This is a genomic window from Natrinema halophilum (genome assembly GCF_013402815.2).
Taxonomy (GTDB): domain Archaea; phylum Halobacteriota; class Halobacteria; order Halobacteriales; family Natrialbaceae; genus Natrinema; species Natrinema halophilum.
The window spans coordinates 3,349,454-3,366,273 of the sequence record NZ_CP058601.1; the positions used below are offsets into that span (position 1 = coordinate 3,349,454).

Consider the following 16,820-nt stretch of genomic DNA (forward strand, 5'->3'; position numbering starts at 1 on the left):
CGTTTATGTTTCTTCGGTATATTGGTTCCCGATATGGCCAGCCTCAGGGATCTCGGGCTCTCCGAGTACGAAGCTCGAGCCTACCGATCGTTGCTAACAACCGGGCCGACAACGGCAAAGGAGTTGTCACGGGCGAGTGACGTGCCGATGGGCCGCATTTACGACGTCCTCAACAGCATCGAGCAGTACAATCTGGTTCGAAGCCAGACCGCGAGTCGGCCGAAAAAGTACGTCGCAGTCGAACCCTCAACGGCGCTCGATCGATTGCTCGACGACAAGAAACGCGAACTTGAAGAAAAAGCGGATCAGTACGAGTCGATCGTCGACGACCTGGCCGACGAACTCGATGCCGCCGAACCGGTCGAAGAACAGTTCTGGACCGCCGCCGTTGGCCCCGACGAGACGATCGACCTCCTCCTCGAGCGGCTCGCAGCCGCCGACCGCGATATCGTTATGGTATCCGCGGACCCGGCCCCTCAGTGGGACATGCAAACCGTCAGCGAGGACGTGAACGCTCAACTCGAGGACGCACTCGATCGCGGTGTTTCGGTCGATCTCCTGATGACCCGTGACATGGTCGCATCGCTGTCGGAAGACGTGGGCCAACGGTATCGGGAGACTCTCCAGCAACGCGACGACTTCAACGTTCGGACGAACGACGATATCACGGGTTCGTTCAATATTATCGACGGCGTGGAAGTGTGCATTCAGGTACCGAACCCGCTTTCGTCGGGTGAGGCGTTCGGCATGATCGATCTGAAGGACCCCGAATTCGCCGCGAACGTCCACGAGGAGTTCGTCCCGCGGTGGGAGGAAGCGGAGCCGCTCGAGTTTTAGGTTCCGATCTCGTCGCGCAGCGTTCCCATTTCGACGACGCGCTCTGCATGGGCGTTGTGCTGGTGGATCGACTCGTCGTTGGACTGGCTCATCGTGATCACCGCGTCGTCGGGCAGGTGATCGAACTCGTCGACGACGCCTTCGGCCAGCGCGCGAACGCAGTCCTCGACGAACTTCGCGTCGGCGTGTGCTTCGTAGGTCATGTGGTCCTCGTCGGGCCGCTTCGCGAGGTTGTAGATCCGCGCGCTCATCGAGTCGCGCGCGATATCGATGACGTGGTTCAGGTCGACATCGGGATCGCCGTCGGCCTCGACGGTCAGCGTCGCGTGTCCGCGCTGGGAATGGCCTGGCTGGGGTACCTCGTCCAGAAACTTCGTGATCGTCTGTTCCTCGACGCCGAGATCCTCGAGGGTCTGTTTCGCGCGAGCCGCGGACATCCCTTGCGAGCACGGACAGACGGTCATGCCGGTGACCTGGGCGCCGATTTCCTCGCGAGTCCCCGATTCGGTGGCGGTGGCGGATGCGACGATGTCGACCATGTGCTGGGTCTCGCGGTCGCTCGCCGGCGTCTGCTCGCGGCGCATGTACTCTGCTTCCATCGAAACCTCAGCCTTCGAGGTGTAGTCGTGTTTCTCGAGCAGCCGTTCGGCAGCCTCGCCACAGACCTCCTCGACGCTGTAGGCCTCCTCGCGGGTGGCGTCCTCGAGGATCTCGTCGATGACCTCCATGTTGCGACTCATATCCGCGCCCTTTCGCCAGGCGGGCAGATCGACGAACACCTCGAATTCGGCGGTGAGTACGATCGGTCGCTTTCCCTCGCGGGCGAGCTTGACGAGTTTGTCGACGCCGGTGACGCCGACCTGGCTCAAGCCGACTGTGACGTCGGGCGACGTGGCCTGCACGTCCGGCAGCTGATGACTCATTGGCCGCATTCAGGGCAGCAGGCGATTCAACCTTTCGGAAACGGTAGTGCCGGCGGCTCCGAACGGATGTCGTTGGCTCAAGCCGACGTTTCTTTACGTGGTTCTGGTCACAAGGTAGAGCTATGACGGGAGACGGTTCTACCACAAAATCTTCGTTCGATAGTTGCTACGCTGTGTTTCGACCGTTTTGTTCGCACGGATATCGATCTCGGTAACGGAACACGGACTACGAGTCCCGCGAGCGTACGGAGAGGTACTCTGCAACCGTCAGCGGGATGCAAAACGCGAACAGGAGGAGAAACGTCGCACCGACGGCGGTGATCGTCCCGTCTGTACTGTGTACCGCCACGGCGACGGCCAGTATCCCGGTGATGTCTGTGTACGTGACGGTCAGTTCCCGTTCGAATAGGGCTGAATGGCGGGCAGCCATTGTCACACAGTTTAGGGGTTGGATAATAAATACAAAAGTCGAACTGATCGTCGGCGGACCGTCGTGAGTGATCCAGTCGGTCAAGAACGAACTGGACCCGCTCCGGACGGCTCCGCGGGTATTTATTCGATACCGCTTGTCGCGCTGCCATCTCGGACTCCGGTCGTGCTTTAAGTGCTTCTGGTCACAAGATGAAGCTACGACGGGAGATCGTTCGCTTCTCGAGGTCGCTTACGCTCGCCAGCGTCGCATCCGGCGCGAGTAACCCGATCTTCGTCGTGCGGTAGCCGCTTCTTCCCCTTCTCGAACGGCCTTACCGATCGTCTCCAGAACAATACCTCTCTGTTCGTCTGCCGGATCTCTCCCGAATGGGCCCTTGTCCGTACTCCAGTTACGCCGTAGATCCGTTCGCGTGCTAGTCGTGGCGAGGTCCGATCCTCGAGCCGACGTTTCTTTAAGTGGTTCTCGTCACAAGGTAGAGTTATGACGGGAGACGACTGTTCTCCATTGCTCACGTTTGATAGCCTCGGCCCCGTCTCTCCCGGACGAGTTCGACCCGGCTGAGACCAATTCTCGATCACGACGAGACGTTTCCGATAGCCCGTCCGATTCGGGACTGACTTGCGTTCGGCCTTTAAGTACTTCTGGTCACAAGGTGAAGCTACGAAGGGCATTCGTCACCCGGCCGTTTCGGGTTTCGATTCTGATTTCATCGAGCCCCAGCTATGACTGTCGTTCCGAACCACGTCCGGGAAACCGTCGACGACCACCTGACGGAACTCGAGCGCGAGCACGACGTGGTGGTCGCGCTAGCGGTCGCCCGCGGCAGCCGCGCCTGGGGCGCGGCGAGTCCTGGCAGCGACTACGACGTCGGGTTCGTCTACGCGCCGACGGACCTTCGCCGGTACGCTCACCTCGAGCGACCTCCCGGAACCATCGTCGAGGACCGCGGCGAGTTTGAGTATCAGGGCTGGGACGTGCGGACGTTCGCGGGCCTGCTCGCCGACTCGAACGATGGGGCGATCGACCTTTTGCGGAGTCCGATCCGCTATCGCACCGCCTACGACCCCACGCCTCTGGCCGAATACGTCGAGCGGACGTACAACCCGATCGACCTCTATCACGCGTGGCGCGGGATCGCGACGAGCAACTACCGGAAGTACATCTCACATCATCTGGTCCGCAATGACGACGAGATCTTCCCGATCCTCGAGACTGACGTCGACTCGTACGTCATCGAGACCGACGACGGGACGGCGACGGTCGCGGGCGACGACGAGCGGTTCGCGGAGACACAGACGAAGCCGACCGTCAAACGAAACCTCACGATCCTCCGCGCAGCAATGTCCGCGCGCTATCTGAAAGCGACCGGTGACCGCGGCGAGCACGACCTTCCTGTGCTCGCATTCGATCGGTTCCTGCGCGAGCAGGCGCCCACCGTGTTCGACGCGGAGCGGATCGAGGCAGCCCGAGCATTGCTCGAGCGCAAACAGGCGGGTGAAGGGGCAGTCGAGATCGGCGACACCGTCGGCCGCGAGTTCGCGCAGCCGCCGCGAGAAATAGATCCCGCGATCCACGCCCGCGACGGCCCCCGTACGACGCAGATAAACGAGTTTATCGACGAGGTACTCGCCGCAGTCCAGTGAATTCGCCCGATCGGATTTCTGCCCGTATCTGACAGGTCACCGACCGGATGGTGATTTAAGTGCCTCTGGTCATAAGGTGAAGATACGAAGGGATTTTGACCGGGTGATGCAACTCGAGAGCGATGGTACTCGAGATCGCCTCCGATCGTTCGATACGCGTCATCTCGCTGCCGCAGTTGCGCTCGGAACGTGCCGTCACCTCGTTTGGATCCGCCCGGTATCTATCTGAAAACCTGATAGTCACGCCGAGACGGTACTGAAAGGAGCGAGCCTTTTTCACTCTCCCCCTCTGAGCGACAGACGATGCAAGACGACGGTGCCGACCCTGGTCCAGCCGCCGAGGGTGACGTGGCCGTTGCGGACAGCGCCGAGTCCGCCTTCGAACGCGATAGTCGGCTCGAGACGCGGCCCGGGTCCGGATCGCTCTCACGGGCGGACGTTCAACGCGATTCGACGGTCCGGCGATGGGGCGTCGTCACGCCCAGTGCGACGGTCATCGGCCGTGCAGCGTCACCCGATGCAGACCTCTCAGAGAGCGTTCGTCGCCTCCACGACGAACAGCACGCGGCGACGCCGGGTTACAGCGAGCGCGCCCATCAGCTCGATCGACTTCGAACCACGCAGGCGCTGTGTAACGCCCTCGAGGTGACCCCGTGGCAGCGCGATCTGGCGCTCGGCGTCATGGACGAAATCGACCTCACCGAATTCGGCAGCCAGCGGGCGATTCCGAAGGTCGCACTGGTGGTGATCCGCCACGTCGTCGACATCGATAGACAGCAGTATTTCGGACTCGACGATATCGACGCGCAGTCGCTGTCGGCCGACCGAATGGAGGAGTTGTTCGCCCGTTATCGAGCCCATGATATCACCGACGAAGAGACGTTCAAGCGACTCGCGGCCGACTACGGGCTGGATACGACGAATCTGAATCGACTGCGCCGCGTCCTGAAGGCCCAGCTCGAAGACGAACTCCCGGCCTATGGCCGCAACCCGTACCGAGATCCGAATCTGCCAGACGCGGCGGAATCGGACGTCGAGGGAACCAACGCGGCATCGACCAGCAGCCAGAGCTAACCGCCAGGCTTCCGCCGAACGTTCGGCCGCCGCTGAACCAGGGCCCCAGACTTGATACCGTGTCCGTCTCGAATCGCGTTCTGAGAACCCGTTTCGTATCCTCGAAAGCGAGTCACATCCCGCGAACCGCCTCCTGTGACCGGATACTTTTCCCTCGTGGAGCCCAACCGGCGCTATGGCCGACGCAGACACCAATGCCGACGAGACGCAGGTGACGGACGACCGAATCACGATCTACGCTGACTACGTCTGTCCGTTCTGTTATCTGGGGACACGCTCCCTCGACCAGTATCAAGATGGGCGCGACGAGCCGCTGGCTGTTGACTGGCGTCCGTTCGACCTCCGACGCGGGAAACGGAATCCGGACGGATCGGTCGATCACGATGCGAACGACGGAAAGGACGACCAGTACTACGAGCAGGCCAGGCAGAACGTCCGCCGGCTCCAGGACGAGTACGGCGTCGAAATGAGCCAGGAAATCGCGACGGAAGTCGATTCGTTCAACGCCCAGGTCGCATCGTGGTACGTCAAACAGGAGTTTCCCGACCGATGGGACGCATTCGACGAGGCGATCTACACGGCGCTGTGGCAGGATGAGCGCGATATCGGCGACAGTCAGGTGCTGACCGACCTCGCGGACGACGTCGGTCTCCCGAGCGACGAGATTCGCAAGGCCGTCGAAGACGACGACTACCGGGCGGACCTCGAGAAGCGCTTCGCGGACGCACACGAGGACGGAGTCACCGGCGTTCCGATGTTCGTCTCTGACGGTCGCGTCGCCCGCGGCGCGGTGCCGCCGGAGCACCTGAAGCGGCTCGTCGAGGGCGGACAGTAGTACCGGTTACTCGAGTTTGTCGAGCCCATCGAAGAAGTTCGCCTGCGGGCCGACGAGCGTAACGGGGTCGGGCGAGCGAGACCGAGATCGTCGCGGGCGGCTCGGTCGCGCTCATCTAAGTCATGGTGAACATCTCTACACCGCAGTTATCGACGATATCTCGCTTTCACCGTCTGTTCTGTCACATTGAAATGGTTCGTCGCTGTCGTGGTCGTAACCACGGTCTGCTAGACTGTGTAAAACATAGCACGCCTACTGCTTGAACCAGTATAGTCCTAGTGTCTTATGGCCTGTCTCCCATACGTTGATTGCCCTACTTATACTCTAGCCGGCGACTGTTTGGCGAGTTGTCTATTATACATTACAAAGCCCCATCGAGAATTTTCACGAGCTTTACTACCTAGTTGAGATTTATGAGTACCTGCTCGCTAGATGGATTATCGTAATAGTGATAAATAGACAGTTATTATAGAAATTGAAGCGCGTTATGGTAGAATACTAATTTATAATATTAACTATACAATTGTTATAATTACCGCTAAAGATAGAAAAAATTAATAGTGAGAAATGATAACCGGAAATGCAATGACCTCCAATCAAGCGAATCACAGAAGTACGATAGAGACGGACAGGCGTACATTCCTTAAAGCAGGCTCTTATAGCGGGTTGGCAGCGATTGGAGCCTCCGGAGTAATGACCAGTTCAGTTACTGCGGCCAGCGATTCTTTCAACAAATTCGCTGAATTATCAAGAAACGGGAACTTTGAGGAAGCAGAGAAAGTAGCTAAAGAAAACGATTTTGAATACCATCTCAATACAGTCAGGGCTGGTCACAATGAGAATGGATTAAAGAGCACTTCTGGGAGCGTCTCTGCCCAACATTACTATAAAAAACCCAGCTCAACCGGTTCGGGAGAGGTCTCCCTGATTACCGGTAAAGATGGAAGAGAAATGTGGGTCACTCTTTATTGGGATCTCTATTATAATACTTCCCCATACGATTTTGATGGACAAATGCCAAAAGATGCTTGTGTTATCGCTTGGGAAGATAGCCAATGGGGCCTAGTTGGTTTAGATACAGTTATTAGTTGGTCCGAGGTTTACGCGGCTGCTGACAAGATAGAGTCGAAAAAATTACCAGTTGAGATGCAGGGTGGAGGATTAATTGGTGAGCAAAACAATGCACTTGGGTTTACAGTCATAGATTGGCTTAAAGACCGATCGGGGGACATTCTGCTCACTGATCGGTGCGAAGGAGCCGTCCAAGCTAAACTTCGAAAGCAAAACTATCCTGAGCGCCAACCTGGGCGTATTGAAACGCTATACGAACATACTTGGAGTATTGGTAGTCTGGCTGGCTGGAACTTTCTTGAAAATGTGTCTATCTCACCTACCGGTACAGTCTCCGTGTCAGTACCCATTGGTGCTGATTCTTGGGAAGAACAAGACGACTATTCTGCCTGATATTTAGATAAATTAATATATAACATTCATATTTACTTATTTAATAGGTATTACTATAGCAAAAAGCATTTTTATCGCGAATGTATACCTCGCTACATGGATAGAACTGATTGGTTTCTCGCGCTCATTCTGCAATTATTAGCTATAATAGCCCTTGAATCGGTATCCAGTGCCACAAATGAATTATTCTCTGAAATTGGTGGTGGTATAGCTATCATAGTAATCATTTTCCTCCCTGTTTATATAATAATTCACTATATATTGGGATACTCCGAGTAAAAATTCCAACATGGGGGCGGAATTAACATCATTTATCCATACGGTGAAGTGTCTGACCCCAGGTCGGGAATAAAACAACTCCCACTTCACTGTGAACAGATTCTTATGAACACTGAAAGGACATCTTCTTCACTGTAAGATGCTAAGTTTCTACCAACAAACGAGTGGAACACGCCGAGCGGCTCGTCGAGGGCAGCAGCGGCGACGCCTGCGGCCGTCGATAGCGACTACTCGAGTTTGTCGAGCCCATCGAAGAAGTTAGCTTGCGGGCCGGCGAGGGTGACGGAATCGTCAGCGAGGGTGACGGAAACCGTCGCGGGCGGTTCGAGGCGCCGTCGGTTCCGGCCATCGCTGATCGCATAGGCCGTCTCGGTCCCGGAGATGGAAAGCGTAAGTTCGGTGTCCGGTTCGACGACCAGCGACGGCATCGACTCGGTGGCGGCCATCTGCGTGACGACGAGCGCGTCGGCCGTCGGATACACCAGCGGCCCGCCCTCGCTGAGATTGTAGGCGGTCGAACCGGTCGGCGTACAGACGAGCACCCCGTCGACGTGGCTTTCGGTGTACTCCTGGCCATCGACGCAAACCTCGACCGTCGCGCCGCCGCCGGGCCCTCGCCGCGGTCCGTGGACGAGGACCTCGTTGAGCGCGGGCTCGAGCGTCCAGTCCTCGTCGACGCCCGTTGCCTGAAGCCGAGTTAGCTCGCGCCCGTCGACGTCGCCCGTTTCGTCGAGTTGGGAAACGAGATCGGTGACGACCGCGAGCGCGTCGTCCGGAGCGACGGCGTTGAGAAAACCGACTTCGCCGAGATTGACGCCGAGAATCGGCGTGGCTCCGATCTCACGGGCGACGAACAGTAGCGTTCCGTCACCGCCGATACTCACGACGAGGTTGCGACTTTCCATCGCGGAAACTGGAGCGGCCGTCGCCTCGATCGCCCCGCCAGTCGCTTCGTCGACGATGACGCCCGCGCCCTCTCGTTCGAGGGCATCGACGAGGGTTGCGGCGAGTTCCTGTGCACGCTCGTTGTCGCGCTGAGCGACGATTCCGACGGCAGCCTCCATCGTCGACCGCTACCCGCCCCGGCGTCAAAAAGCCACGCTTGTCCGTCGGCGGCAACAAGGTTAATCGGGCTGGAACGAATCCGAACACGTGAACCTCGCGACGACTCCGTCGCAATGTCCAGTATGGCGTTCGTCCACTCGTGTATGCTCCCGTTGCGTCGCCCCGGTGTCAGCAGCCAGATTCACTCGCGGCTGTCGGTCCCGGACCGACGATGGCCCGAAGGTGGTTGCCGTGAGTGACGAGGCCGAAGATTGGTTCCACCGAGCGCTCGAGAACGAGGAACGCGATGGGGACGGAGACGAGGCTAGGGCGACGTCAACCGACAAGACAGTCGATTCGAGCGGCGACGAGACCGTCGATGACAATGGCGACGAAAGCGGTGCCGTCGAAAGTGGTGTCGATGAGGGTGATGTTGACGACTCGTTGTTCGAGGACGATTTCGGCGCTGCGCTGCAAGACGTCGAGACGCCGGCCGTCGGCGACACCACCGATACGGAGGTGACCAGCGATCCCGAAGGGTTCGACGATCTCGATTTCGTCCTTTCTGGCAGCGATGAACCAGACTTCGACGAAGAGATCGACTCGGAACTTCCCAGGCTGGACCTCGGGATCGAGGGCCTTGATCGGATGATTCAGGGCGGCATTCCGGAACGATCGCTGATCGTTGCGATGGGTAGCGCCGGCACCGGCAAGACCACTTTCGGCCTCCAGTTTCTCAACCACGGTCTGGAGCAGGGCGAGCGCGGCGTGTGTATCACTCTGGAGGAGAGCCGCGACCGGGTCATCAACAGCGCGACCGAGAAAGGGTACGCCTTCGACGAGTACGCTGCCGAGGGAGAACTCGCTGTCGTCGACGTTGATCCGATCGAGATGGCGAACAGTCTGGCGTCGATTCGGAACGAACTCCCGTCGCTCGTCGATGATTTCGGCGCATCACGGCTCGTGCTGGACTCTGTCTCGTTACTCGAGATGATGTACGAGAACCGGGCTGACCGGCGCAACGAAATATACGATTTCGCCCGGAGTTTGAAGGAGGCCGGTGTTACCGCCCTGCTGACGAGCGAGGTCTCTCCGGAGACGCCGTACGCGTCGCGGTACGGTATCGTCGAGTACCTCACTGACGCAGTGTTCGTTCTCCAATACGTTCGGCCGGACGATTTCCGCGAAACGCGACTCGCGATCGAGATTCAGAAGATCCGTGATGCGAACCACTCCCGAGAGAAAAAACCGTACGAGATAACCAACGACGGCATCTCAGTCTACCAGCAGGCGAATTTATTTTAGCGGAGATCTCGGATCAGACCGGTGGCTTCGATCCGAACCAGGGACCTCGTCTCCCGTCCGATCGGTGAACTGTTACAACGGCTTTCGAGCCGGTAATATCGAGTTAGAACGCCGTTCGTTGCCCATACTTTTCCGGCAGTGATCATCATGTTTCCGCATGGCGCAACGGACGACGGCCGACGAAACACTGCCACGAGAAGAACTCGCCGCGTACCTCCAGGATCTCGCCACCGAGTTCGAACACGGTGACGAAACGGTCTCCGTTCCCGTCGGGAACAAGAACGTATCACTTAATCCGCCCCAGAACGTCGACATCTCGGTCGAAGTGGTCGAACGATCTTCGATGCTTCGGGGGAACCGTGAGACAGTAGACATCGAACTGAGCTGGAAACCCTAATATGGCTACGGCGGACTCAATCTTGATTTTCGTTCTGAGTTTGTTGGTCGGGACGATCGGTATCCTCGCGGGCGCGCGCCTCGTGCTGGATCGAGATGCCGGCTTCGTGAACGCGGCGGTAACCGCGCTGATCGGCGCGGTCGCTTGGGCAGTCACGAGTTTCTTCGTGGGCTGGATTCCTGTTCTGGGAATCTTATTGATGCTCGTCATCTGGGTCGGCATCATCAACTGGCGGTATCCCGGCGGCTGGGGATCGGCTATCGCAATCGGCTTCGTTGCCTGGATCGTCGCGGTCGTGATCGTCTACGCGTTCGCAGTAGTCGGCATCATCACGCCCGACGTACTCGGAATTCCGGGAATATAGCCCGCTCAGACGGAACCAACCCAAACTTCCCACGAGGGAAGAACGTCGCAAACTCCTTTGTCCGTCCGCTCGAGTGGTCACTCTAGACAGCGATGTACGAGACGATCCTGTTTCCAACGGACGGCAGTGACCACGCGACGACCGTCGCGGCCCACGCGATCAACGTTGCGGCCACGAGAGACGCGACCCTCCACGTCCTCTCGGTCGTCGACGATCGCGCCTTTCTCGTTCTCGACGAGGACCGTATCGAGCGCGTTCGTGACGATCTCGAAGCGACGTCTCGATCGGCGGTCGACGAGGCGGCGACCCGTGCTGCCGATCGCGGCGTCGAAACGACGACGGCCGTAGACACCGGTCATCCGGCCGAATGCATCGTCGACTACGCCGCTACAAACGACGTGGACCTGATCGTCATGGGAACGAGCGGCGACGAGTACGAGCGCAACGTCGTCGGTAGCGTTTCCCAGCGCGTCGTCCGCGAGGCACCCGTCCCCGTCACGACCGTCGGCCCGAGCGTCCGGTCGGACTGACGAGACCGACCACGACGGTCCGCTCGCACGGCTGTTTCGCTCAGTCGGTAGTTTCACTCAGTCGACTGGGACCATTCATCCGTACGCCCCCGGCTCTCCAGTCGTCTCTAGCTTTCCTGCGGCCTGACTCTTTGTCCCGTCTTGGAGCGACTCTGTCGCCTCCGTCACACATGGTTTGATGTGTTTCCCGTTGCTACTGATGTGGAAATGCGTCGCTCGCTCGTGATCGGAGCCGTACTCCTCGTTCTAGCGTTCGTGCTGGTCGGCGGTCCGTCGATGTTGCTATCGATGTCGACCGGACTGACCGCGTCCGAGGAACCGACGCAACGGAAGTCGGTCGATCCGAAATCGGCCCCCGACGTCATCTCGTTCGAGAACTCCGAGAGCGGTTTCTGGCGGTATCTCAGCCCGCGTCAGGGGTTCCAGAAGCGAAGCCCTATCAACGTGATCGTCCGCGGCGACGTCGACGACGTCGAGCGGATTCTAACCGACGAGGGCGACGGCGACTGGTCGGAAATCAACGAGTCCGAGGAAGAAGCGCTCCCGGACACCTACTCCCTCTTCAGCGGCGGGAACACGACCGAAAACGACACCGATGCAACGAACAACTCGTCGCGTAACGCGTCCGCTCCAAACGCGACGAACGGATCGTCTAACGGGACCGACAACGAATCCTCGTCGGACACCTCACCGATTCGCATCCCCGACCTCGACTGGGGCGAAGCCGACGGCGGCATCCGCTACGCCTACATCGATCCCGGACCGAACGAGAGCGGCTACTGGACGACCGAAACGCTCCAGCTCGAGGATGGCGACTACTACGGTCAGCGGTATCACATCCGGCTCTACGAGAGCCCGAACGAGGACGACGACTGGGTCGCGATGCAGACGCACACGGAGCATTTCGACTGGTTTACCCTCCGACACCGCGTCGACGGGGCCAAAGCCGCCCAGAAGAAAGTCGAGTCCGAATTCATGTCGGACCCGCGAGTCGATACGCAGGAGGATGTCAAACGGATCTACCTCGCTAACGGCGGCCCGTCGGACACAGACGGCTGGGCGACGGTCGTCGAACTCGCCGGGTTATTCGTCGTCCCCACGATGATCGGTATTCGCGCCGGCAGACGTGGTCTGGACGCCGACAGTGGATCCGGCCACTCCGCCGACCAGATCAGCCAGCGCACGCCGGCAGCCATCGACGACCACCTGACTGACGTCGACCGACGCCGGATCGCCGCCGCGTACGCCCGCCTCGAAGCCGGCCACCTCGTGCTCGTGTTCACCATCCTCGCGCTGTACCTCGGCGTCCGACTGGGGGGCATTTTCCTCGAACGCCAGGCCGAGTTCCTCACGCCGCACCAGATCGCGGCGCTGCTCTACCCTGTCATCGGGATCGCCATCCCGGTGGCGGCGTACCTGATCGCACGCGGACTCACGCGCCGTCTCGACGCCGCCGTCGTCGCCGCAGCGTCGCTCGCGGTGGCGGTCTGGCTCGACTACGGCATGCTCGGTGTCGACACGCTCCCCGTCGACGTCGTCGTCCAGCGGATGCTCGTCGTCGTCGCGCTCGGTCTCATCGCCGGCGGTGCGGCCAAACAAGCGACGCGCAACTCGAAGTTCAACGATATGTTACTGGCTGGGACCACGATGTGGGTACTGGTGCTGGTCGGAACGCTCTTTGGCTACCTGTGAGGCATTTCCAGCCCCGTTCCGCCGATAAAATCGGATCTGTGTCCCTATTCAAGACTGGTTCCATTGTTGCGAGGCCTTAAGTTCTTGCACCGTCGTTACCTACACGACATGGCTAGTCCACCCCGCCAACGTGAACGTACTCCTGAAACGACCGAAAAAACGCAGGAACCAGACGAGCGTGAGCGGGTGTGCGACGAGTGTGAGGGGGGAACGCTCGTCAAAAGCGAGGATCAGGGCGAGCTCGTTTGCGATCAGTGTGGCCTGATCGTCGAGGGGTCGAACATCGATCACGGGCCCGAATGGCGCGCGTTCAATCACTCCGAACGGCAGAACAAGTCGCGCGTCGGCGCACCGACGACCCAGACCATGCACGACAAGGGTCTGACGACCTCAATCGACTGGAAGAACCAGGATGCGTACGGTCGATCCATCTCCTCGGACAAACGAAACCAGATGCGCAGACTGCGAAAGTGGCAAGAGCGCATCCGGACCAAAGACGCCGGCGAACGAAACCTGCAGTTCGCCCTCTCCGAAACCGATCGGATGGCGTCGTCCCTGGCTATCCCCCGATCCGTCCGCGAGGTCGCCTGCGTCATGTACCGGCGGGCACTCGATGAAGACCTCATCCGCGGCCGGTCAATCGAGGGCGTCGCGACGAGCACCCTGTATGCCGCCTGTCGCATGGAAGGTATCCCGCGCTCGCTCGAGGAAGTCGCGGCCGTCTCCCGCGTCGAGCGCAAAGAAATCGGCCGCACGTATCGATACGTCGCTCAGGAACTGGGCCTCGAGATGGAACCGGTCAATCCGAAGAAATACGTCCCGCGGTTTTGCTCCGAACTCGAACTGTCCGAGGAGGTCCAGGCCAAAGCCAACGAAATCATCGATACGACGACCGAAAAGGGACTTCTCTCCGGCAAATCGCCGACTGGCTACGCCGCCGCCGCGATCTATGCCGCGTCGCTGCTCTGTAACGAAAAGAAGACTCAGCGGGAGGTCTCCGACGTCGCGCAGGTGACCGAAGTCACCATCCGAAATCGGTATCAAGAGCAGATCGAAGCGATGGGCATTCACTAGTCCGCCCTGGACGCCGATTTCGGCTTCGATCTGTTTTTTCCAGACCCACTTTTCCGGCCGTCGGTTCTGAACTGACCAGCAGCCAGCACGGCCGACTATCGGTCGTCGGTTGTCGGTCAGCGGTTGTCCGCTTTCGGGACACCACTCGCTCGAGACGAGCATCGATACGATCGATAGGCCCGCGACGCTCGTCTATTGACTCTCGCCTCGCTGGGCTCGGCCCACCAGCGTCACGAGAAACGAGCTCGCTTTCTGCAGTATGCGCCGACCGGGAATTGAACCCGGGCTATGAGCTTGGGAAGCTCATGTCCTCCCACTAGACCACCGGCGCACTGCACTCACGTCGTTCGCTTGCGCGCCGAGGATCGCAACTCCGACGGAGGTGCGTACTACCGGCGCCCATTCACTCTGTTCGTCACCCAAGCATAGCGACCGGTCGCACTTGAACGTAGCGCTCTCGACCGAATCGCACTCCGGCGTCATCTAAGAACGCTGTCTCGAGTTGCAATCGTTGCAGACGATCAGCGTTTATTATGCGTGGAAGGTGCTACTGATAGCTGCCACGAGCTTCGGTCAGTGTCCGGGTTAGGGTAGTGGCTATCCTTCAGCCTGTGTGGCTGAGACGCGTAGTTCGATTCTCGCACCCGGACTTCGCTGTCCTTGGAATTTCCGACCGCGGGTGAATGGATTGCTCGGTCGACGAGTCTGGGAAATCGACCGCCCGGTCACTTTTTTCCGGAGAGGGATGACTATTAGGTCACGCCCGCCGTAGACCCTCCTATGATCGACCTTCGCTTTTCGGAGGCGGAACTGGAACGCCGGCGCGACCGTATCACGGAATTCATTCGTCATCAGGTCGACGCAGCGGGTGCTGACGGTGTCGTTCTCGGGCTCTCCGGCGGGATCGACAGCACTCTGACCGGCTTTCTCGCAGTCGAGGCCCTCGGAGCCGACTGCGTTCACGGGCTCGTCCTGCCGGCGACCGTCAGCAGCGAAGGGCACATGAGCGACGCCGAACGGGTCGCTCAGATTCTCGAGATCAGCTACGACGTCATCGAGATCGAACCGCTCGTCGACTCCCTGCTGTCGGCCTATCCCGAGGCGGAAGGCGACCGTGAAGCGGTCGGCAACGCTCGGGCGCGTATCCGCGCCGTCCTGAACTATCTCGTCGCCAATCACGAGAGTCGGCTCGTCGTCGGGACCGGAAACCGCAGCGAGGCCGCGGTGGGCTACTTTACCAAGTACGGCGACGGCGCCGTCGACTGCCATCCGATCGGCAACCTCTACAAAGGCCAGGTTCGCCAACTCGCCCACCACGTCGGCGTTCCTGAAGAACTCGCCGAAAAGACCGCCACTGCGGAGCTGTGGGCCGATCAAACCGATGAGGACGAACTGGGAATCAGCTACGAGATGCTCGACGACATCCTCGCAACCCACATCGACGGGCCGCTCTCGGTCGCCGCGACCTGCCGACTGCTCGAAATCGACGAGGAGACCGTCGAGATGGTCCGTCGAATGTACGAGCAAACCGAACACAAGCGGAACGCGCCGCCCGCACCGGAACCGCTCGAATAGGCGGTCCTCGTCATCTCACTCGTCTCGTCCCCGCCACTCATCCTCGAGCAACCCGAACCAGTACGCGTCCTGATACTCGCCGTCGATGAACTCGACGTCGCGGTGGATGCCCTCCTGCGTGAAGCCAACGGACTCGAGCAACCGGCGCGACGGCTCGTTGAGTTCGAACACGCGGGCTTCGATCCTGTGGAGCCCGAGCTGGTCGAAGCCGTACTCAAGGACTCGTTCCACCGCGTCGGAGCCATAGCCCTGTCGCTGGTGGTCGGGTGCGATCCAGTACCCGAGTTCGGCCGTTTGGGCCTCCAGGTCGTTCCAATTGAGCGCGACGGTCCCGATCGGTGTCGATTCGTCGACGATCAGCAGCGACACGTTCTCATCGCCACAAACAACGTCCTCGAAGAACTCTCGTTCCTGCTCACGGTTGAGCGGCCTCGAGCGACCGATCAGCCGCCAGATTCGCGGATCGTTGACCTGCGCCTGCAGGAACTCGAGATCCGCTTCTTCGATCGGTCGCAGCGTACTGCGGTTACCCTCCAGGAATACGGGGCCGGGCATATCAGGACCAAACCTGTCAACAAATAAACTTCTTCCGTTCGCCGCTCACTCGAGCAGCGCGTCGATGTCGTCCGCGTGAGCGGCAACGAGGTCTGCAAACGCCTGGGCCTCGCGTCGTTCCTGCGTCGCATGCTCGCTATCGTCTCGAATCCGCCGTTTCAACGCGGCCAGCGAGTCGGCTGCGTTGGCGGCGATTTCTTCGGCGACAGACCGGGGTTCGTCTTCGACTCGCGAAATCAGCCCCATTCGGCGGGCCTCGGCCGCGTCGACCGACCGCCCGGAGAGCGCAAACTCGAGCGCGTCGCCCTCACCTATGATTCGTGGCAGCCGAACGGTGCCGCCCCAGGCGCCGAACAGACCGAAGGTGACACCCGGTTCGCCGTACGTCGAATCAGGCGTTCCAACTCGAACGTCACAGGCCAGTGCGAGCTCGAGACCGCCGCCGCGTGCGGGGCCGTCGATTCCCGCGACGACAACCGCAGGCGACTCCTCGATCGTCTGGGCCACGCGTTGGCCCAGGTGGGCGAACTCTGTCGCGCGGTCGCGATCTCCGTCGAGCGCTGCAACCTCGTTCAGGTCCGCTCCCGCCGAGAACGCCCCTCCGCGTCCGCAGAGGTAGAGTACTGGCTCCTCGGCGCCTTCGATCGCAGCTTCGAGCGCCTCGAGACCGTCGACGGTGAGGGCGTTGCGGGCTTCGGGGCGGTTGAAGGTAACGGTACGAATCGACTCGGACGTATCAACGTCGATCATGGCAGCAGTCGACCCGGCGTTTCCAAAGGTCTTTGGCTCCGCCGTC

The 16,820-nt window shown here is 59.9% G+C and carries 17 protein-coding genes, 1 tRNA gene and 1 pseudogene; 12 read left to right on the forward strand and 7 right to left on the reverse strand.

Going from position 1 to position 16,820, the window contains the following annotated elements:
* Positions 1–33: 33 nt before the first annotated feature.
* Positions 34–837, forward strand: coding sequence for a TrmB family transcriptional regulator (locus tag HYG82_RS36785; protein ID WP_179262508.1), 804 nt, complete (start codon positions 34–36; stop codon positions 835–837).
* Here HYG82_RS36785 and mptA read toward each other — a convergent pair.
* Both mptA and HYG82_RS36795 read right to left on the reverse strand, forming a co-directional pair.
* Positions 834–1,760: a GTP cyclohydrolase MptA gene (gene mptA / locus HYG82_RS36790; RefSeq protein ID WP_179262510.1), complete on the reverse strand. Its 927-nt coding sequence runs from the start codon at positions 1,758–1,760 to the stop codon at positions 834–836. The genes HYG82_RS36785 and mptA overlap by 4 nt on opposite strands.
* Before the next feature lie 226 nt (positions 1,761–1,986).
* Positions 1,987–2,190 (reverse strand): hypothetical protein, encoded by a 204-nt coding sequence (locus HYG82_RS36795; RefSeq protein WP_179262512.1) that lies wholly within the window; start codon positions 2,188–2,190, stop codon positions 1,987–1,989.
* Positions 2,191–2,915: 725 nt separating this feature from the next.
* On the opposite strand from HYG82_RS36795, the gene HYG82_RS36800 reads away from it, so the two are divergent.
* The 3 genes from HYG82_RS36800 (at position 2,916) to HYG82_RS36810 (ending at position 5,745) form a co-directional block, all read left to right on the forward strand.
* Complete coding sequence (locus HYG82_RS36800; RefSeq protein ID WP_179262514.1) at positions 2,916–3,836, forward strand: nucleotidyltransferase domain-containing protein; 921 nt, start codon at positions 2,916–2,918, stop codon at positions 3,834–3,836.
* A gap of 303 nt (positions 3,837–4,139) precedes the next feature.
* Positions 4,140–4,910: a DNA-directed RNA polymerase subunit epsilon gene (locus tag HYG82_RS36805; protein WP_179262516.1), complete on the forward strand. Its 771-nt coding sequence runs from the start codon at positions 4,140–4,142 to the stop codon at positions 4,908–4,910.
* 175 nt (positions 4,911–5,085) lie between these two features.
* Positions 5,086–5,745: a DsbA family oxidoreductase gene (locus tag HYG82_RS36810; protein ID WP_179262518.1), complete on the forward strand. Its 660-nt coding sequence runs from the start codon at positions 5,086–5,088 to the stop codon at positions 5,743–5,745.
* 6 nt (positions 5,746–5,751) lie between these two features.
* Here HYG82_RS36810 and HYG82_RS44680 read toward each other — a convergent pair.
* Positions 5,752–5,848, reverse strand: a pseudogene (locus HYG82_RS44680) (NAD(+)/NADH kinase); the annotation flags it as partial.
* A gap of 590 nt (positions 5,849–6,438) precedes the next feature.
* Here HYG82_RS44680 and HYG82_RS36815 point away from each other — a divergent pair.
* Positions 6,439–7,209, forward strand: coding sequence for a hypothetical protein (locus HYG82_RS36815; protein WP_179262520.1), 771 nt, complete (start codon positions 6,439–6,441; stop codon positions 7,207–7,209).
* 506 nt (positions 7,210–7,715) lie between these two features.
* Here the strand turns inward: HYG82_RS36815 and HYG82_RS36820 are convergent.
* Positions 7,716–8,552, reverse strand: a complete 837-nt coding sequence (locus HYG82_RS36820; protein ID WP_179262522.1) for an NAD(+)/NADH kinase — start codon at positions 8,550–8,552, stop codon at positions 7,716–7,718.
* Between the two features lie 223 nt (positions 8,553–8,775).
* On the opposite strand from HYG82_RS36820, the gene HYG82_RS36825 reads away from it, so the two are divergent.
* The 6 genes from HYG82_RS36825 to HYG82_RS36850 all read left to right on the forward strand — a co-directional run bounded on the left by HYG82_RS36825 (position 8,776) and on the right by HYG82_RS36850 (position 13,894).
* Positions 8,776–9,837, forward strand: coding sequence for a KaiC domain-containing protein (locus tag HYG82_RS36825; protein ID WP_179264585.1), 1,062 nt, complete (start codon positions 8,776–8,778; stop codon positions 9,835–9,837).
* Between the two features lie 157 nt (positions 9,838–9,994).
* Positions 9,995–10,234: an amphi-Trp domain-containing protein gene (locus HYG82_RS36830; RefSeq protein WP_179262524.1), complete on the forward strand. Its 240-nt coding sequence runs from the start codon at positions 9,995–9,997 to the stop codon at positions 10,232–10,234.
* A gap of 1 nt (position 10,235) precedes the next feature.
* Positions 10,236–10,598, forward strand: coding sequence for a hypothetical protein (locus HYG82_RS36835; RefSeq protein WP_179262526.1), 363 nt, complete (start codon positions 10,236–10,238; stop codon positions 10,596–10,598).
* Between the two features lie 92 nt (positions 10,599–10,690).
* Positions 10,691–11,128 carry a universal stress protein gene (locus tag HYG82_RS36840; protein ID WP_179262528.1) on the forward strand — a complete coding sequence of 146 codons (438 nt, stop codon included), beginning with the start codon at positions 10,691–10,693 and terminating at the stop codon, positions 11,126–11,128.
* 207 nt (positions 11,129–11,335) lie between these two features.
* Entirely contained in the window at positions 11,336–12,820 is a 1,485-nt protein-coding gene (locus HYG82_RS36845; protein ID WP_179264587.1) for a hypothetical protein, read from the forward strand.
* A gap of 108 nt (positions 12,821–12,928) precedes the next feature.
* A complete protein-coding gene (locus tag HYG82_RS36850; RefSeq protein ID WP_179262530.1) occupies positions 12,929–13,894 on the forward strand; it encodes a transcription initiation factor IIB in 966 nt (321 codons plus the stop codon).
* Positions 13,895–14,154: 260 nt separating this feature from the next.
* Here HYG82_RS36850 and HYG82_RS36855 read toward each other — a convergent pair.
* Positions 14,155–14,225: transfer RNA gene (locus tag HYG82_RS36855), tRNA-Gly, on the reverse strand.
* 449 nt (positions 14,226–14,674) lie between these two features.
* Here HYG82_RS36855 and HYG82_RS36860 point away from each other — a divergent pair.
* The gene (locus HYG82_RS36860) at positions 14,675–15,469 is read left to right on the forward strand and encodes an NAD+ synthase (RefSeq protein ID WP_179262532.1); all 795 of its coding nucleotides are present in this window, start codon (positions 14,675–14,677) and stop codon (positions 15,467–15,469) included.
* Between the two features lie 15 nt (positions 15,470–15,484).
* Here HYG82_RS36860 and HYG82_RS36865 read toward each other — a convergent pair whose 3' ends face one another.
* Positions 15,485–16,024 (reverse strand): GNAT family N-acetyltransferase, encoded by a 540-nt coding sequence (locus tag HYG82_RS36865; protein ID WP_179262534.1) that lies wholly within the window; start codon positions 16,022–16,024, stop codon positions 15,485–15,487.
* Positions 16,025–16,069: 45 nt separating this feature from the next.
* The gene (locus tag HYG82_RS36870; protein ID WP_179262536.1) at positions 16,070–16,774 is read right to left on the reverse strand and encodes an enoyl-CoA hydratase/isomerase family protein; all 705 of its coding nucleotides are present in this window, start codon (positions 16,772–16,774) and stop codon (positions 16,070–16,072) included.
* Between the last annotated feature and the right edge of the window lie 46 nt (positions 16,775–16,820).